14 protein-coding genes and 1 tRNA gene are annotated in these 17,946 nt (G+C 67.0%); 4 read left to right on the top strand and 11 right to left on the bottom strand.

Translation table 11 applies throughout. The annotated features are described in order from the left end of the window. Nucleotides 1-110 precede the first annotated feature (110 nt). Nucleotides 111-2,024, top strand: coding sequence for a CocE/NonD family hydrolase (locus EO141_RS15885; protein ID WP_104649008.1), 1,914 nt, complete (start codon nucleotides 111-113; stop codon nucleotides 2,022-2,024). On the opposite strand, the gene EO141_RS15890 is transcribed toward EO141_RS15885, so the two are convergent. The 5 genes from EO141_RS15890 to EO141_RS15910 form a co-directional block, all read right to left on the bottom strand. After that, nucleotides 2,005-3,231 carry an MFS transporter gene (locus EO141_RS15890; RefSeq protein ID WP_164739251.1) on the bottom strand — a complete coding sequence of 409 codons (1,227 nt, stop codon included), beginning with the start codon at nucleotides 3,229-3,231 and terminating at the stop codon, nucleotides 2,005-2,007. The two genes, EO141_RS15885 and EO141_RS15890, sit on opposite strands and share 20 nt — an antisense overlap. A gap of 123 nt (nucleotides 3,232-3,354) precedes the next feature. Further along, nucleotides 3,355-3,431 (bottom strand) — tRNA-Pro (locus EO141_RS15895). Between the two features lie 61 nt (nucleotides 3,432-3,492). Then, nucleotides 3,493-3,603, bottom strand: a complete 111-nt coding sequence (cydX, locus tag EO141_RS15900) for a cytochrome bd-I oxidase subunit CydX (RefSeq protein WP_016903201.1) — start codon at nucleotides 3,601-3,603, stop codon at nucleotides 3,493-3,495. An 86-nt stretch (nucleotides 3,604-3,689) separates the two neighbouring features. Further along, nucleotides 3,690-4,841: a cytochrome d ubiquinol oxidase subunit II gene (gene cydB, locus EO141_RS15905; protein WP_126947869.1), complete on the bottom strand. Its 1,152-nt coding sequence runs from the start codon at nucleotides 4,839-4,841 to the stop codon at nucleotides 3,690-3,692. Nucleotides 4,842-4,856: 15 nt separating this feature from the next. Beyond that, nucleotides 4,857-6,479: a cytochrome ubiquinol oxidase subunit I gene (locus tag EO141_RS15910; RefSeq protein WP_104586081.1), complete on the bottom strand. Its 1,623-nt coding sequence runs from the start codon at nucleotides 6,477-6,479 to the stop codon at nucleotides 4,857-4,859. 109 nt (nucleotides 6,480-6,588) lie between these two features. On the opposite strand from EO141_RS15910, the gene cydD reads away from it, so the two are divergent. From cydD to EO141_RS15925, 3 genes are all read left to right on the top strand, one after another. Further along, on the top strand, nucleotides 6,589-8,373 hold the full coding sequence (gene cydD / locus EO141_RS15915) for a thiol reductant ABC exporter subunit CydD (RefSeq protein ID WP_115676917.1): 1,785 nt from the start codon (nucleotides 6,589-6,591) through the stop codon (nucleotides 8,371-8,373). Beyond that, entirely contained in the window at nucleotides 8,370-10,046 is a 1,677-nt protein-coding gene (gene cydC / locus EO141_RS15920; RefSeq protein ID WP_127169661.1) for a thiol reductant ABC exporter subunit CydC, read from the top strand. The genes cydD and cydC overlap by 4 nt, the downstream gene beginning before the upstream one ends. A 63-nt stretch (nucleotides 10,047-10,109) precedes the next feature. After that, nucleotides 10,110-10,877, top strand: a complete 768-nt coding sequence (locus tag EO141_RS15925) for a hypothetical protein (RefSeq protein WP_127169662.1) — start codon at nucleotides 10,110-10,112, stop codon at nucleotides 10,875-10,877. Between the two features lie 66 nt (nucleotides 10,878-10,943). On the opposite strand, the gene EO141_RS15930 is transcribed toward EO141_RS15925, so the two are convergent. The 6 genes from EO141_RS15930 to EO141_RS15970 all read right to left on the bottom strand — a co-directional run bounded on the left by EO141_RS15930 (nucleotide 10,944) and on the right by EO141_RS15970 (nucleotide 17,872). Further along, nucleotides 10,944-11,402: a DUF1294 domain-containing protein gene (locus EO141_RS15930; RefSeq protein ID WP_241236677.1), complete on the bottom strand. Its 459-nt coding sequence runs from the start codon at nucleotides 11,400-11,402 to the stop codon at nucleotides 10,944-10,946. After that, nucleotides 11,396-12,598 carry a homoserine O-acetyltransferase gene (locus EO141_RS15935; protein WP_127169663.1) on the bottom strand — a complete coding sequence of 401 codons (1,203 nt, stop codon included), beginning with the start codon at nucleotides 12,596-12,598 and terminating at the stop codon, nucleotides 11,396-11,398. Before EO141_RS15935 ends, EO141_RS15930 begins: the two co-directional genes overlap by 7 nt. A 1,297-nt stretch (nucleotides 12,599-13,895) precedes the next feature. Then, nucleotides 13,896-14,909 (bottom strand): tetratricopeptide repeat protein, encoded by a 1,014-nt coding sequence (locus EO141_RS15955; protein ID WP_164739246.1) that lies wholly within the window; start codon nucleotides 14,907-14,909, stop codon nucleotides 13,896-13,898. Further along, nucleotides 14,909-15,343: a cytochrome c-type biogenesis protein gene (locus EO141_RS15960; RefSeq protein WP_164739247.1), complete on the bottom strand. Its 435-nt coding sequence runs from the start codon at nucleotides 15,341-15,343 to the stop codon at nucleotides 14,909-14,911. The genes EO141_RS15955 and EO141_RS15960 overlap by 1 nt, the downstream gene beginning before the upstream one ends. Beyond that, nucleotides 15,340-15,942, bottom strand: coding sequence for a DsbE family thiol:disulfide interchange protein (locus EO141_RS15965; protein ID WP_127169665.1), 603 nt, complete (start codon nucleotides 15,940-15,942; stop codon nucleotides 15,340-15,342). Before EO141_RS15965 ends, EO141_RS15960 begins: the two co-directional genes overlap by 4 nt. After that, the gene (locus tag EO141_RS15970) at nucleotides 15,935-17,872 is read right to left on the bottom strand and encodes a heme lyase CcmF/NrfE family subunit (protein WP_127169666.1); all 1,938 of its coding nucleotides are present in this window, start codon (nucleotides 17,870-17,872) and stop codon (nucleotides 15,935-15,937) included. Before EO141_RS15970 ends, EO141_RS15965 begins: the two co-directional genes overlap by 8 nt. Nucleotides 17,873-17,946: the final 74 nt, after the last annotated feature.

Below are 17,946 nucleotides of genomic sequence, written 5' to 3' on the forward strand. Positions count from 1 at the left end.
AGCCACCCGGCTACCACGACCTACCCGGCAACCACGACCTTTGACACTCCCCCGGCAGGCCGCGTCCTGCCTACAGTCGAGGACTGCCCCCGCACGTTCCGGAGTCGTCGATGCGCCGTTTTGCCGCCTGCCTGCTCGCCACCGCCATTGCCGCCGCCACCGGCGGCGCGCTGGCGCAAACCTCGCCGATGACGCCGGACATCACCGGCAAGCCGTTCGTGGCCAGCGATGCCGCCAACGACTACATCAAGCGCGAGGTGATGATCCCGATGCGCGACGGGGTCAAGCTGCATACGGTGATCGTGCTGCCCAAGGGCGCACGCAACGCACCGATGGTGCTGACGCGCACCCCGTACAACGCCAGCGGGCGCACCGAGCGCATGGCCTCGCCGCATATGAAGGACCTGCTCGCACAGGGTGATGACGTGTTCGTGGAAGGCGGCTACATCCGCGTGATCCAGGACGTGCGCGGCAAGTACGGCTCGGAAGGCGATTACGTGATGACCCGGCCGCTGCGCGGTGCGCTCAATCCCAGCGAGGTGGACCATGCCACCGATGCCTGGGACACCATCGACTGGCTGGTGAAGAACGTGAAGGAGTCCAACGGCAAGGTCGGCATGATCGGCTCGTCCTACGAAGGTTTCACCGTGGTGATGGCGTTGACCAACCCGCATCCGGCGCTCAAGGTCGCAGTGCCGGAAAGCCCGATGATCGACGGCTGGATGGGCGACGACTGGTTCAACTATGGTGCGTTCCGCCAGGTCAACTTCGACTATTTCACCGGCCAGCTCACCCAGCGCGGCAAGGGCATCGGCATCGCGCGCCAGGGCCATGACGACTACAGCAACCTGCTGCGTGCCGGCTCGGCGGGGGATTTCGCCAAGGCCGCCGGCCTGGAGCAGCTGCCGTGGTGGCACAAGCTCACCGAACACGCGGCCTACGACACGTTCTGGCAGGAGCAGGCGCTGGACAAGGTGATGGCGCGCACGCCGCTCAAGGTGCCGACCATGTGGCTGCAGGGGCTGTGGGACCAGGAGGACATGTGGGGCGCGATCCATAGCTACGCGGCGATGGAGCCGCGCGACAAGGGCAATACGCTCAACTACCTGGTGATGGGCCCGTGGCGGCACAGCCAGGTCAACTACGACGGCAGCGCGCTGGGCGCATTGAATTTCGACGGCGATACCGCGCGCCAGTTCCGTCACGACGTGCTGCGCCCGTTCTTCGATCAATACCTGGTCGATGGCGCACCCAAGGCGAACACGCCGCCGGTGTTCATCTACAACACCGGAGAGAATCACTGGGACCGTCTGCAGGCCTGGCCGCGCAGCTGCGCCAAGGGCTGTGCCGCGACCAGCAAGCCGCTGTACCTGCAGGCCGGCGGCAAGCTGTCGTTCCAGCGGCCGGCGGCGGGGCAGCCGGGCTTCGAGGAGTACGTGGCCGACCCGGCCAAGCCGGTGCCGTTCGTGCCGCGCCCGGTGGACTTCGGCGATCGCAGCATGTGGACCACCTGGCTGGTGCAGGACCAGCGCTTCGTCGACGGCCGCCCGGATGTGCTGACCTTCGTCACCGAGCCGCTGACCGAACCCCTGCAGATCGCCGGCGCACCGGAAGTGCATCTGCAGGCCTCCACCAGTGGCAGCGACAGCGACTGGGTGGTGAAACTGATCGATGTCTATCCGGACGAGATGGCGTCCAGTCCGAAAATGGGCGGTTACGAATTGCCGGTGTCGTTGGCGATCTTCCGCGGCCGCTATCGCGAGAGTTTCAGCACGCCCAAGCCGCTGGCGTCCAATCAGCCGCTGGCGTTCCAGTTCGGCCTGCCGACTGCCAACCACACCTTCCAGCCGGGCCACCGGGTGATGGTGCAGGTGCAGTCCAGCCTGTTTCCGCTGTACGACCGCAACCCGCAGACCTACGTGGACAACATCTTCTTCGCCAGGCCCGGCGATTATCAAAAGGCCACCCAGCGCGTCTACGTGACCCCGGAGCAGCCCAGCTACATCAGTCTGCCGGTACGTTGACCACGCCGGCGCCGCGCGGCGCCGGTGCCCAGACGTCTTCCAGCAGCTGCGGGCGGCAGGCCACCCAGGCTGCCGCCAGTTGCAGCAGGATGCAGATCACCAGGAAGACGAATGGCGAGCTCCAGCCGCCGTGGTGGGCGTGCAGCCAGCCGAACAGGAACGGCCCCAGGCAACTCATCGCATAGCCCATGCCCTGCGAAAACCCGGACAGGGCGGCCGAGCCGGCCGCGGTGCGGCTGCGCTGGTTGACCAGCACCAGTGCCAGCGGAAACGTGCTCGGCCCCAGGCCGAGCAGGGTCACCCACAGGATCGGCGCGGCCAATGGCGCCCACCACAGCCCGGCGAACGCGACCAGATGGCAGGCCGCGCACAGCAGCACGATCGGAAACGGGTTGGGCATGCGCACTGCCAGCGCCGGCATGGTCAAGGCACCGACCATGCCCAGTGCGGCGAACAACGCCACCATGGTGCCGCCGAACGCGGGCGAGGCGCCGGCTTCGCGCAGCAGGGTCGGCAACCAGGTGAACATCGAATAGGTGACCAGCGAGGTCATGCCGAAGGTCACCGCCATGCTCCAGCCCAGGGCGGTGCGTGCCACGCGGCCCTCGGCTTCTGGTGTGGGCGTGACCGGTGCCGGTCCGGTCGCGCGGAGACGGCGGTGGTTGGTGTGCACCATGGCCCAGGCCACCAGTGCCAACAGCGCCGGCAACACCCACACCACCATCGAGCTGCGCCAGCCCAGCGCATCGGCCACCGGTACCGCCAGCAGTGCCGGCAGCAGGGTGCCGACCTGCAGCACGGTGATGTAGAGCGTGCTGACGCCGCCGACGCGATCGCCGAAATAGCGCTTCACCAGCGGCGGCAGCACCACATTGCCCATGCCCATGCCGGCCAGCGCCACCAGCGATCCGATGAACAGTCCGGTGGTCTGCGGCAACAGCGGGCGCAACACCAGGCCGAGGGTGGCCAATGCCATCGACAGCAGCGCCGTGCGCAGCAGGCCGAAGCGGCGCAGCAACGCCGGCGTGGCGACCCCGGTCAATGCGAATGCCGCCGTCGGCAACATGCCGAGCGCGCCCATGGTGGGCGCGCCGAATGCGTACTCGTCGGCAATGCGCTCCAGCAGCGGCGTCAACGAGGTCACCGCGGTGCGCAGATTGAACGCAGACAACAAAATGGCAGCCAGCACCAGGCCGCGACCACGCAACCGGGCGGACGGGGAGGCAGCGGCAATGACAACAGACATGACAGACCATCCGCACTGCGCACCTGCATGCGCCAGCGCCTGAAAACACAAAACCGGCACGAGGCCGGTTTTGTGTTTTGAAACTGGTCGGGGAGACAGGATTCGAACCTGCGACCTCTACGTCCCGAACGTAGCGCTCTACCAGACTGAGCTACACCCCGAAGGAGCCGCGTATGTTACATAGGGAATGCCAGATCGGCAAGCATCTATCGAAAATATTTTTTACCGATGCGGCTGGCCACGCTCGGGCTCGCGTGCTTCGAACCACATGCCGTTGAGCACCGCAGCCAGTGCGGCCAGACCGGTGCCGAGGATCCAGGCGAAATACCACATTGTCATTCTCCTTGAGTCGTTGAAATACGTGAGACGTTGAAGGCCCGCCGCGGGCGCCATGCGCGCAGCAGCGCAGCGGGGCTTGCTCAGTAGGCGTTTGGATTGGCCGACAGTTCGTCGGCGGTGACCTTGCCCTTGAGCACGCGATAGACCCAGCTCGTATAGGCCAGCACGATCGGCATGAACAGCGTGGTCGCCAGCAGCATGATCCACAGCGTCAGGCGGCTGCTGGAGGCATCCCACAGCGTCAGGCTTGCGCTCGGTGCGGTGGACGAGGGCAGCAGGAACGGGAACAACGCAAAGCCGACGGTGAAGACGATGCCGACGATGGCGCAACCCGACGCGAGGAACGCCAGGCCGCCGCGACGTACGCGCAACAGCAGCGCATTCATCGCAAGCCCGATCAGGCCGACCAGCGGTGCGATCAAGGTGGCCGGCATGCTGCTGTAGTTGTGCAGCCAGCCGCCGGCCGCGGTGAGTGCGGCGGTCTTGGCCAGTGGATTGGTCGGCGCATCGGTGGCCAGCACCGAGGTCACTGCATACCCCGGCAGACCCAGCGCCACCCACGCACCGGCGGCCGCAAACAACGCCACCGCGCCGAGCGCGGCGATGCTGCCGAAACGCGCGGCGCGCGCGGCCACCGGTCCGTCGGTCTTGAGCACCAGCATCGCTGCGCCGTGCGCCATCAGCATGGCCACGCTGAGCAGGCCGGCGAGCAGCGCGAACGGTGTCAGCAGTCCGAACAGGTTGCCGGTGTAGAAGATGCGCATGCTGTCGTCGAAGTGGAACGGCACACCGAGCAGCACGTTGCCGACCGCCACGCCCATGATCAGCGCCGGAATGCAGCCGCCGACGAACAACGCCCAGTCCCAGTTATTGCGCCAGCGCTGATCGACCAGCTTGCCGCGGAACTTGAAGCCGACCGGGCGCAGGATCAGTGCGAACAGGATCAGGAACATCGCCAGGTAGAAGCCGGAAAAACTCACCGCATACAGCGGCGGGAATGCGGCGAAGATCGCGCCGCCGCCCAGGATCAGCCACACCTGGTTGCCTTCCCAGACCGGGCCGATGGTGTTGATCACCAGCCGCCGTTCGGCATCGTTGCGGGCAACCAGCGGCAGCAAGGTGCTGACGCCCAGGTCGAAGCCGCCCATCACCGCGTAACCGGACAGCAATACGCCAAGCAACAGCCACCAGATCACGCGCAGTGTGGTGTAGTCGAGCAAGATGAAATCCATGGTGTCTCTCCTGGCTTACGGTGCGCCGCCGGCCAGCGCGCCGGTGCTCAGTGGGGCGTTGGGTGAGGACGCGTGGGGCGAGTCGTTGTGCGGTGCCGGGGTGCGGTGCGTCGGCGGGAACAGCGCATCCGGGCCCTTGCGGATCGTCTTCAGCGACAGCTTGATCGCGATCACCAGCAGCGTGGTGTACAGCGCGGTGAAGCCGACCAGGGTCAACACGATTTCGTACAGGTCCAGTCCCGAGGCGGCATAGAAGGTCGGCAATACGCCTTCCACCGCCCACGGCTGGCGGCCGTATTCGGCCACGAACCAGCCGCACTCGATCGCGATCCACGGCAGCGGCAAAGTCCACAGCGCCACCGTCAGGAACCAGCGTTTGTCCTGGAAGTTGTGCTTGCAGGCGAACCAGAACGCGATGGCGAAGAACGCAATCAGGTAGATGCCGATGGCGGCCATGATGCGGAAGGTCCAGAACAACGGCAGTACCCGCGGCACCGTGTCCATGGCGGCCTGGGCGATCTGCTGCGGCGTGGCATTGCCGATGTCGTCGCGATAGCGCTTGAGCAGCAGGCCGTGGCCCAGATCCTGCCAATGCGCATTGAAGACCTGGCGTGCCTGGGCATCGTCCTTGTTGGCACGGATGCGCTCCAGTGCGCCGTAGGCGATCTGGCCCCCGCGGATACGGTGTTCGGCACGGCCGACCAGTTCCAGGATGCCGGGGATCGGCTGGTCCAGCGAACGTGTGGCGATCAACCCCATCAGATACGGAATCTTGATCGCGTAGTCGTTGCGATGGGTCTGCTGGTTGGGAATGCCGAACGCGGTGAAGTCGGCCGGCGCGGCTTCGGTCTCCCACATGGCCTCGATCGCGGCCAGCTTCATCTTCTGATGTTCGTTGGCGGCATAGCCGCTCTCATCGCCGAGCACCACCACCGACAGCGACGACAACAGGCCGAACGCGGCAGCCACCGCGAACGAACGTCGTGCCATCTCCACATGCTTGCCGCGCAGCAGGTAGAACGCGCTGATGGACATCACGAACACCGCACCTAGCACGTAGCCGGCGCTGACGGTGTGCACGAACTTGGCCTGCGCCACCGGGTTGAACAGCACCGCCATGAAATCGACCACTTCCATGCGCATGGTGTCCGGGTTGAACACTGCGCCGGTCGGGTTCTGCATCCAGCCGTTGGCGATCAGGATCCACAACGCGGAGAAGTTGCTGCCGAGTGCCACCAGCCAGGTGGTGGCCAGATGCTGCACCTTGCTCAGCCGGTTCCAGCCGAGAAAGAACAGGCCCAGGAAGGTCGCTTCCAGGAAGAACGCCATGAGGCCCTCGATCGCCAGCGGTGCGCCGAAGATGTCGCCGACGTAATGGCTGTAGTACGACCAGTTCATGCCGAACTCGAACTCCATCACGATGCCGGTACCCACGCCCATGGCGAAGTTGATGCCGAACAGCACGCCCCAGAACATGGTCATGCGCCGCCAGATCTCCTTGCCGGTCATCACATAGACGCTCTCCATGATGCCGAGCAGGAACGACAGGCCCATGGTCAGCGGCGGAAAGATGAAGTGGTACATCGCGGTGACTGCGAACTGCAGCCGCGACAGTTCAACAACTGTCGAGTCGATCATGGCGGGTGGGCCTGGTTGGGTGTCGATGAAGGAATGCAGCCGATCATCTGCGCTTGCCGCGACATGCGCGTTGATCCAGATCAATGCCGCGGCGGACGGGTGCGGCACAATGCGCAGCCCGGAGCGGGAGGTGGCGCCTTACAATCGCCTGCAACACGATGTCTTCCCAGAGAGCGATGTGAGCCAGCCCAGCGTGCGAGCCAGCGAAACGCCAGCCCAGCGCCGCCAACGCGGCCGGTGGCTGGATGCACTGGCAGCCCCGGCCACGCGTGCGCGGCGCCTGGCCGGCGTGGCGGTGGCGGTGTCCGGCGTGCTGCTGCTGGCGCAGGCGGCGGCGATCGCCTGGTTGCTGCAGGCCGTGCTGGTGCAGCATCTGGCGCTGACGCAGCTGCGCGACGTGGGCGCGGGGCTGGTCTGTGCGCTGGTGGGGCGGGCGATGCTCAATGCCTGGGCGCAGTCGCTGACCGGCGAGGTGGCCGATGTGGCCAAGCGCGAGCTGCGCGCCCGCATCGCGCGGCGCCTGGTGCAGCACGGGCCGGTATGGTTGCGCCGGCAACGCAGCGGCGAACTGGGCGAGCTGAGCCTGGCGCACACCGATGCGTTGGAGGGCTACTTCGTCGGCTACCAGCTCGCGCGCACCGAAATGACGCTGGTGCCGCCGCTGATCCTGCTCGCGGTGTTCTCGGTCGATTGGGTGGTGGGCCTGGTGTTGCTGCTGACCGCGCCGCTGATTCCGTTTTTCATGATGCTGGTGGGCTGGGGCGCCGAAGCCGCCGGGCGCGAGCAGTTGGGCGAACTGGCACGCATGGGCGGGCACTTCGCCGATCGCCTCAAAGGCTTGGGCTTGCTGCGCGTGTATGGCCGCGGCGACGCCGAGTTGAGCGGCATTGCCGCCGCGGCAGAAGGCGTGCGCGAGCGCTCGCTCAAGGTGCTGCGCATCGCCTTCCTGTCGTCCACGGTGCTGGAGTTCTTCGCCTCGGTGAGCGTGGCGATCGTGGCGCTGTACTTCGGCCTGACCTATCTGGGCATGTTGAATCTGCATGGCTTGCCGACGCTGGGCGAGGGCATGTTCTGCCTGCTGCTGGCGCCGGAATTCTTTGCGCCATTGCGGCGGCTGGCCGCGCATTACCACGACCGCGCCAATGCCCTGGCGGCGGTGGCCGAAGCCGAGCGTCTGCTGGAAGGATTCGAGCCACCGTCGGCAACGGTGCGGGTGCCGGTGCCTCCGTTGCGTGTGATGGAACCTGCCCAGACGCAGGCCCCATTGCTGCAGGCGCATGATCTTGCGCTGCGGCCGCCGGGCGCGCCACACAGCGTGGTCGCGCATTTTTCGCTGACCTTGCAGCCCGGCCAGCGCGTGGCGGTGATCGGTGCCAGCGGTAGCGGCAAGAGCACCTTGCTCGAGGGGCTGGCCGGCTGGCTTGCGCCGGAGGCAGGCAGCGTGGTGCTGCGTCCGGATGCCCGCATCGGCTATGCCACGCAGCGGCCGTACCTGTTTCACGGCAGCATCGCCGACAACCTGCGCCTGGCCGATCCACAGGCCGGCGCGGCGCGCCTGCACGCGGTGGCCGATGCCGCGCAGGTGCTGCGCTTCGCTGCGCAGTTGCCTGCGGGCCTGGACACGGTGATCGGCGAACGCGGTTTCGGGCTTTCCGGCGGCGAGGCACGGCGCGTGGCCCTGGCACGGCTGTTGCTGCGTGAGCCGGACCTGTTGCTGCTGGACGAACCCACCGCCTTTCTCGACCCGGACACCGAAGCGGAGTTGCTGCGCACGCTGGGTGTATTCGCACGCGGCCGCGCGGTGGTGGTGGCCACGCACAGTGCGGCGGTGATGCAATGGGCCGATACGGTGATCGACCTGCGCGGCGCCACCGTGGTATCGGAGCAGCCATGAACCCCGCACAGCCCGATCGTCTGCGCACCGTGTTCCGCCGGCATGCCTGGCGCCTGCTGCTGTCGGCCCTGCTGGTATTGGTCACCATGCTGGCCGGCGTGGGCCTGCTCGGCCTGTCCGGCAGCTTTCTGACCGCCGCTGCCCTGGCCGGTGTCGCGGGCATGGGCACCGGTTTCAATTTCTTCTCGCCTTCGGCCGGCATCCGTGCGCTGACCTTCGCGCGCATCTTTTCGCGCTATGGCGAAAAATTGATCGGCCACGACGCCACGCTGCGCATCGCCCGCGATCTGCGCGTATGGTTCTTCCGCCGCGCGTTGCCGCTCGCGCCGGGCCGCTTGTCGGCCACGCGCACCGGCGATCTGCTGGCGCGGCTGATGTCCGACATCGGCGAGGTCGATGGCGTGAGCGTGCGCGCGCTGGCACCGTTGAGTGCATTGCTCGGCATCTGGCTTGCCGGTGTGGTTGCCGCGGCGCTGATCCATCCGCCAGCTGGCCTGTTGCTGGTGGTGCTTGGCGTGGTCATCGGTGGTGTGGTGCCGTGGCAGGTGGCGCGCGGCGGGGCGCAGCGCGAACAGCTGCGCGCCCGGCAACGCACGGCATTGCGAACGCAGGCATTCGAGGGCCTGGAAGGTGCGGCCGATCTCGCCGCGGTGGATGCGCAAGGTGCCTGGCTGCATCAGGTCGATGCGGCGGCGGCGGCAGTGGTCGATGGCGATCGCCTGCAGCGCCGCCGGCTGATCGGCGGCAATCTGCTGCATGCAATCTGCGGCGGTCTCGGCCTGGCCGGCATGCTGTGGCTGGCACTGGGCGCGGCCGAACGCGGATCGATTGCGGCGGGCATGGCGGCCGGGCTGGTGTTCCTGACCATGGCGCTGCTGGAAGTCTGGGCCGGCGCCGGGCTCGCCTTGCAGGCGCTGCAGAGCGCACGCGTTGCAGCCAGGCGCCTGCAGTCCATCGTCGACCAGGCGCCGTCCGTGCTCGATCCCCTGCAGCCAGTGGAGGTGCCACGCAGCGGCACGCTGCAGCTGGATCAGGTCGGCTTTGCATGGCCGGGCAGCGCACGTCCGGTGCTGCAGGCGCTCGATCTGACGCTGGCGCCCGGCGAACGCATCGCCATCAGCGGCGACAGCGGCAGCGGCAAGAGCACCTTGTCCGCAGTGCTGCTGCGGCTGTGGGACCCGCAGGACGGGCAGGTGCGCTACGCCGGTATCGACCTGCGCGACGTGGCGCAGACGCACTGGCATCGCCGCATCGCCTGGCTGCCGCAGAATGCCCCGGTGTTTGCCGGCACGGTGCGCGACAACCTGATCATCGGCGATGCGGACGCAAGCGATGCGGCGATGTGGAGCGTGCTGGACCAGGTGCGTCTGCGTGCGTGGGCCACCGCGCAGAACGGCCTGGACACCTGGGTGGGCGAAAACGGCGCCACGCTCTCGGCCGGCCAGGCGCGCCGGCTGGCGCTGGCGCGAGCCTTGCTGCGCGATGCAGCGATCCTGTTGCTGGACGAACCCACCGACGGCCTGGACGTGGATACCGCGCACGCCTTGCTGCTGGATCTGTCGGCGGCACTGGGCGAACGCAGCCTGGTGATGATCACCCACGACAGCGTGCCCGAGGGCGTGGTGCAGCGGCGCTATCGCATGCGCGCCGGTGCACTGGAGCCGTTGGCCTAGGGGTCCTTGCGCAGGCGGCTGCCATCAGCGAGGATCGGGTAACCACTTCGACAGGAATCGATGATGCAGCACATGCAAGGATGGATGAAGGCAGTGCTCTGTGCGGCTGCGTGCATGACGCAGGCCGCAGTGGCCGAGGTCTCCAGGCCTTCGGCGTTCATGACACAGGTCAGGGTCGAGGTCGGTCCCGATGGTTCCATCGTTTCGGCGCAGGCCGATCAAGGCCTGCACGAGAAAGTGCGGGAATCCATCGAGCGTCGCGTAAGCGCCTGGACGTTCGCACCGCCAACCGAGCAAGGCAGGCCGGTCTCGGCGGTCACTTATGTGCAGGTCGCAGCATGTTTGGTGTCGAAACAGGATGCAGTCAGTCTGGCGATCGCCAATGCGGGCAATGGTCCTTACCGGCCGCCGCGTGTTGAGTTCCAGCCCAGATCGGCGCCACCCCCGGGCCTGCTGTCCGCCACGGCGTTGCAGCTGACAATTGACTACAACGTGCTGGCGAACGGGCGCGCAACGTTCGAGCAGGTGCACATCAACAGCCCGACCGACGTACGCGGAGCGCGCTGGTTGGAGGGAATGGCTGCGCAATGGGTCAAGGCGCAGCGTTTCAAACCCGAGCAGTTGAACAATGTGCCGGTGTCCACCCGCATGCAGACGAATATCACGTTGTCGGGCGGCCCGACCACTAAGCGCGATCTCGATAACCAGCGCTCGTTGGAGTTGCCGCGGCAGGCGTTGTCGCGGGAATGCCTCCAGGCGCTTGGAGACACCGTAGACCAGACCGTGGTGGTGGACTCGCCGGTAAAGCTGCTGTCCAGGGGCGAGTCGTAGCCGGCCGACCAAGGCACCGCGCATGCATGCGGGCAATGCTCGGTCGCAGTGAACGCGTGAGTTGCCTCAACCAGGCAATGTGTCCAACGCAACCATCAACGCGGGGTGTTGCCATGCCCAACACAAGGCAGCGACGTTCACCACGACGGTGACCCAGAACCGTAGCTGGAAGGTCGCCTTGCTGGATTTGTGCCGGAACAGTTGCTGCGCCAGCAACGCGCCCGGCCAGCCGCCGAGCAGCGCGATGAGGTGCAGGGTCGCTTCCGGTGTGCGTTGCCCGCCGCGTTGGGCCGCGCGCTTGTCGCGCCAGTAGGCGAGCATCGCCACGATGCTGGTGGCCGCGTACCACAGCGCCAGCAGCGTTGGCAGGCGACCTGCAACCGCCATCGCGGCCATGCCGACCAGAAACAGCAGGGCCAGCGTCTTGCGCGGCAGGCCATGCGGGTGCGACGGGCCACGCGGGTGCGACGAGCCACGCGGGTGCGACGAGCCACGCCGCCGTTGCGCAGGTCTGGAAATCAGCAAGCGTCCAGGAAGTTGCGTACCGCCGGCCCGAAGCGCGCGAAGTCGACCAGGAAGGCATCGTGGCCTTGTGGCGAATCCAGCCCGATGAAGCGTGCATCGGCACCGCCGGCACGCAGGCCTTCGGCGATCTGTTCCTGTTGCTGCACCGGGAACAGGATGTCGGTATTGGCACCGATCGCCAGCGCACGCGCGATGCGGATCTGCGCCAGGCCGGCCAGTACCGTGGCGTCGGTCGAGGCGCCCATGTCCGGCTTGGCGGCGAGGTGTGCGCTGTCGATCTGCGTGCCATCGACACGCGCGTCGACGGTCGGCGTATCGTCGACATACTCGGCCAGGTCGAACCAGTCCATCGAGCGGCTCAGATACAGATAGCAGTTGGGATCGAAGAAGCGCACGAAGCGGCGCGCATGGCCTTCCAGATAACTTTCGACCTGGAATTCCAGCCCGAACGGATCATCGGCAGCCTGCTCGGAATCCAGCCGCACCCGGCCAAAACGGCCGTCCCATTCCAGCGCCGAGCGATAGGTGATCACGCCAAGCTTGCGCGCCATGCGCATGCCCGATTCCGGGTAACGGGTGTCGTCGTAATGGCCGCCGTTCCAGTGCGGATCCAGGCGGATGGCTTCGCGCTGCAGCGAGCGGATCGCGATCGAGAACGGCAATGCCTGCGCACTGCCGGAGATATTGATATGGCTGCGCGCGATACCCGGGTGCCGCAGCAGCAACGCCAACGCGGTCATGCCGCCCATCGAATTACCGATCAGGCAGGCGAGTTGTGAGATGCCCAATGCGCGCACCACGTCGGCGGCGGCATCGGCCACATCTTCGATCGACAATTCCGGGAAGCTCAGGCGATACGGCGCGCCGGTGGCAGGGTCGATCGATGCCGGACCGGTCGAGCCCTTGCAGCTGCCCAGGGAATTGACGCAGACCACGAACCAGCGCCCGGTATCGATCGGCTTGCCTGGCCCCAGCATCGCCTCCCACCAGCCCGGCTCGGCATTGGCCTGATTTGCCGCAGCATGGGCGTTCGGCGACAGGCCGGTGACGATCAACACCGCGTTGCTGCGATCGGCGGCCAGCGTGCCCCAGGTTTCGTAGGCCACGTGCGCCTGGTGCAACACGCCGCCGCGCTTCATCGGAAACGGCGAGGGCAGCGCGTGGAACAGCGTGCCGGGGGGAATGAATTCGGTCATGCGGCAATTCTATCTGCCATGGCATGCGCCGGGGTGCAGGATGGAAATGGGGAATGGGGAATGGGGAATGGGGAATCGGTTTGAGGCCTTCCGCTGTGCGATGCCACTCTGCAGAGCGGCGGACCTGCGGCCTGGCTGCAAGGCCCTTGCCCGCCCACCATCGCGGGACACGCCGCAAGTACGTCCATGTAGGCTCCGGCGCGGCATCCATGCCGCTCAGGGTCCCGCGACGGTGAGCGGGCAAGAGCCAGTCAAGACGGTCGGTGTGCATGGTTTTCAATAAAGCAGCCGACCAACTGTCTGGTGCGGTGAGGGCGCCGCGCCCTCGACACTGCGAGTGTGCTGCAGGGCCCTTGCCCGCCCACCATCGCAGGACACGCCGCAAGTACGTCCGTGTAGGCTCTGGCGCGGCATCCATGCCGCTCAAGGTCCCGCGACGGTGAGCGGGCAAGGACCAGTCGAGATGGTCGGTACGCATAGTTAAGAGCAGCGCCTGATGCGCTTTGTTCGATCGTGAAGCATCGTGTTCACGTCTGATGCGCACCGCGCGACAAACAGCTCTTCAAACAAAGAGCCGACCAATTGTCTGGTGCGGTGTCCTTGCCGGTTGCGGGACCGTGTGGCGGCATGGATGCCGCCACCGAGCCCCCAGGGACGGGTTCACGGCGTGTCCCGCAAGCGGTGAGGGCACCGCGCCCTCGACGCTGCGGGTTTGCTGCAAGGCCCTTGCCCGCCCACCATCGCGGGACACGCCGCAAGTACGTCCATGTAGGCTCCGGCGCGGCATCCATGCCGCTCAGGGTCCCGCGACGGTGAGCGGGCAAGGACCAGTTGAGACGGTCGGTGTGCATGGGAAGAGCAGTGCTGGATGCGCCTCGTTGAATCACGAAGCAGCGGTTCCACGTCTGATGCACATCGCACGACAGACGGCTTTCCGATGAGTGCCGACCAACTGTCTGGTGCGGTGTCCTCACCGGTTGCGGGACCGTGTGGCGGCATGGATGCCGCCACCGAGCCCCCAGGGACGGGCTCACGGCGTGTCCCGCAAGCGGTGAGGGCACCGCGCACACGACGCTGCGAGTTGGCTGCAGGGCCCTTGCCCACCCACCATCGCCGGACACGCCGCAAGTACGTCCATGTAGGCTCCGGCGCGGCATCCATGCCGCTCAAGGTCCCGCGACGGTGAGCGCGCAAGGACCAGTCGAGATGGTCGGTGTGCGTGGGTTTCAACAGTGCAACCGACGCACTCCGGTGCAGTGTCATCGTCGATTGCGTCGCAACGACATATGGCGAGCAATCAGCGGCCGATCATCAACTCCACTGGCGCGGCGGCGGGCAGTTCCACCATCACCGGCGCGCTCTCGACATCATCGGCCTGGCGTATCGCGTTGCCGCTGCGCGAAAGTCGCGCCAACACCTGCACGGTGTCCAGCGACGATAGCGCACGTGTCGGCATCGGGCTGTCGCCATCGTCCAGGGTGATGGTCAACGGCAGCTCGCTCAGCGTGTGTCTTTCCACTGCTACCGGCATCGGGGTGTCTGCAGCGCGTGCGATGACGAAGACGCTGGTATCGCCGGGCATTCCGGCGCGTTTGGCGAACTCGGCATCCAGCGTAACCCGCACCTGGATGCGTTTGCCGCTGGCTGCATCGATGGCGGGCGCAGCCGGTGCCTGGATCGGCGCCAGCCTGGCTTCCTGTCGCGCGGCATTGATCTGTTCGAGCAGGCCGGGGCGGGTCGCGGCATCGACCACACGCAGCAACGGCTCCCAGGTCTCGCTGGCCCTGGCCGGCTGACCGGCCTGTCGTTGCACCACACCCAGGAACCAGCGTGCACGTTGATGGTCCGGTTGCACGCTGAGCGCATGTTCCAGCAGACGCATGGCCTGCGGATCCGGGTGCCCGCTGTCGTCGGCGAGCATGCGCGACTGCGCGGCAGCCACCAGTACGTCCGGCTCGTCCGGACGCAGTGCGACCGCGCGCGCAAACGCATCGCGCGCTTCGGCAAATTTCTGTTGGCTGGACAGCGAGCGCCCCAGCAACACCCAGCCTTCGGCCTGGTCGGGATCGCGCGCCAGTGCCGCGCGCAGCTGCACGATCGCTTCATCCAGCGAGCGTGGCGTGGCCGGTCGCTCGGCGGGCGCCTGGATCGCGCCAGGCGTGCCGACCTGCCAATACAGCGCCGCGCTCGCCGCCAGCAGCAACACCGCGATGCCGGCAGTCAGCCCGCGCGCATCGCGCCACAGCGGCCGCAGCGCCACGCCGAAGACGATCAGGGCCAGCACCACCGCCGCAATGACGAAGCCGACCATCACCACTCCTGCTCATCTGCGGGCAAGGCGGGCGCAGCCACGCTGCGTCGGCGCACCACCAACGCGACGGCGCCACCGCCGATCAACAGCGCCAGCAGCGGACCGAACCACAACAGCCAGGTCCGCGATTCCACACGCGGGCGGTACAGCACGAACTCGCCATAGCGCGCCACCAGGAACTGGCGGATCTGCGCATCGCTGCGCCCTTCGTGCATCAATGCCAGCACTTCGCGGCGCAGGTCCTGGGCGATCTGCGCATTGGAATCGGCCAGTGACTGGTTCTGGCACTGCACGCAGCGCAGCTCGGCGGTGAGCGCATGGAAGCGCGCCTCTTCGTCGGCCGAGGCATAGCGCAGCGGCGCCGGGTCGCCGGCCGGCTGGGCCAGGGCCAGCCAGGGCAACAGCAGCAGCGTCAGCAGCCAGGCGCGCATCATTGCTTGGCGTGCAGGTCCGGTGCGGCACTGGGCGAGCGCTCGATCTTGCGCAGCACCGGAATCAGCTGGGTGTCGATGACGGACTGGGTGAGCATGCCGCTGTACTTCCAGCGCACCACGCCGCGCCCGTCGACCAGAAAGGTCTCCGGCGCCGCGGCGATGCCGAAGTCGATCGCGGTGCGGCCATCCTTGTCGGCCACCACCAGCAGGTACGGGTTGCCCAGTTGTTCGAGCCAGCGCAGTGCATCGGTGCGCTCGTCCTTCCAGTTGTAGCCGATCACGCGCACGCGCTTGGTCAGCGCAAAGCGGCTCAATACCGGATGCTCCTCGCGGCAGGCCGGGCACCAGCTGCCCCACACATTGATGATGTACGGTGCGCCGCGTAGTTCGCGCTCGTGCACCACGATGCTGGGGTCGTGCAGCAGCGGCAGCGCGAACTCCGGCGCAGGCTTGCCGATCAGCGCAGAGGGCAGGGCATCGCGATCGTCCTGACCGGAGCGCACCACCGCATAGACCAGCAGCGCTGCCAGTGCGAGCAGCAGCACGATGGCACCCACCAGAACCGCAGTGGGCAGGCGGGGTGAACGTGACTCAACCATCTTGGATCTCCGGAGAACGACGAAAACGCCGGTCGGCCGCGGTGACCAGGCCGCCGAGCGCCATCAGCAGCGCTCCCAGCCAGATCCAGCGGACGAACGGTTTGAGGTGGACGCGGACCGCCCAGGCCTGATTGCCCAGCGGTTCGCCAAGGGCGACATACAGGTCGCCGAACGGGCCGGGGCGGATCGCCGCCTCGGTCAGGGTCTGCCCGCCGCTGGCGTAGCGGCGTTTTTCCGCATGCAGCAGGCCGACCGGCACATCATCCTCGAACACCTGCAGGTTGGCACGGTCGGAGACGTAATTGGGCCCGCGCAGTTCTTCGACGTCATCGAAGTGCAGCGCATAGCGGCCGATCTGCATCTGCTGCCCGGGCGCCAGCGCGACCTCGCGCTGCAGGCTCAGCGATTCCACCAGCAACGCACCGGCCAGGAAGACCGCCACGCCCAGGTGGGCCAGCACCATGCCTAGCATTTCGGCGGTGAATTGACGGCCCTTGGCGGCGCGCCGTGTCCACAAAAAGCGCAGCGTGCCCAACAGCACCCAGGCCGCGCCGGCCACGCCGATCGCCGCCTTCCACTGCCCCTGCGGCGCGGCGAACCAGGCCAGTACGCCTGCGGCAACCGCCAGTCCGGCCCAGGGCCCGAGCATCGCCACCGGGCGCGAGGCCTGCTCGCGCTGCCAGCGGGTCAGCGGACCGAACGGCAGCAGCGCCACCAACGGCGCCATCAGCACCACGAACAAGGTGCCGAAGTAGGGCGGGCCGACCGACAGCTTGCCCAGGCCCAAGGCGTCGGCGAGCAGCGGATACAGCGTGCCCAGTAGCACCATCGCGCAGGCGCAGGTGAGCAGCAGGTTGTTCAACAGCAACAGAGTCTCGCGCGAGCTGCCGGCAAAGGCGCGGCGCGGATCATCGACCAGCGACAGGCGGGGCGCGCGGATCGCGTACAGCACCAGCGAGCCACCGACCACCGCCAGCAGGAACACCAGAATGAACAGGCCGCGCGAGGGATCGGCCGCAAACGCATGCACGCTGGTCAGCACGCCCGAGCGCACCAGGAAGGTGCCCAGCAGCGATAGCGAAAACGCGGCGATCGCCAGCAGCAAGGTCCAGCTGGCGAAGCTGCCGCGCTTTTCGGTGACCGCCTGCGAATGCAGCAACGCGGTGCCCACCAGCCACGGCATGAAACTGGCGTTTTCGACCGGGTCCCAGAACCACCAGCCACCCCAGCCCAGCTCGTAATACGCCCACCAGCTGCCGAGCGCGATGCCGACGGTGAGCATCGCCCAGGCCACATTGGTCCATGGCCGGGTCCAGCGCAGCCAGCGCGCATCCATGCGGCCTTCCAGCAGCGCGGCGATGGCGAAGGCGAATGGCACCGCAAAGCCGACATAGCCGCAGTACAACATCGGCGGATGGATGATCAGCCCCGGGTCCTGCAACAGCGGATTGAGGTCGGCGCCTTCCAGCGGCACCGGCAACAAGCGCGCGAACGGATTGGAGGTGAACAGCAAAAAGGCCAGGAAGCCGATGCTGACCAGGGCCATCACCCCGAGCACGCGCGCGATGACGTGTGCGGGCAGCTGCCGCGACCACAACGCCACCGCACCAGTCCACAGCGCCAGCACCAGCGTCCACAGCAGCAATGAACCTTCGTGCGCGCCCCACACCGCCGAATAGCGATACATCACCGGCAGCAGGCTGTTGGAATTCTCGGCGACGTAGCGCACCGAAAAATCCTGCACCAGGAATGCATGCGTCAACAGCGCGAAGGCCGCCGCGATCAGGCCCAGCTGCACCAACGCGGCTGGCCGCGCCACGGCCATCCAGCTGCTGCGTCCGCGCTGCGCACCGGCCAGCGGCAACGCGGCCTGCAGCAGGGCCACCAGCAACGCCAGAATCAGCAGGAAGGTGCCGAGCTCAGGCAGCATCGGGTCGGCGCATTGGTGAGCATGCAGTGGGGCAACGAGTGCGGGCGCAAGGCAGAGGCGGCATCCATGCAGCA

This window comes from Xanthomonas sp. BRIP62415 (genome assembly GCF_003993515.1).
GTDB lineage: Bacteria > Pseudomonadota > Gammaproteobacteria > Xanthomonadales > Xanthomonadaceae > Xanthomonas > Xanthomonas euroxanthea.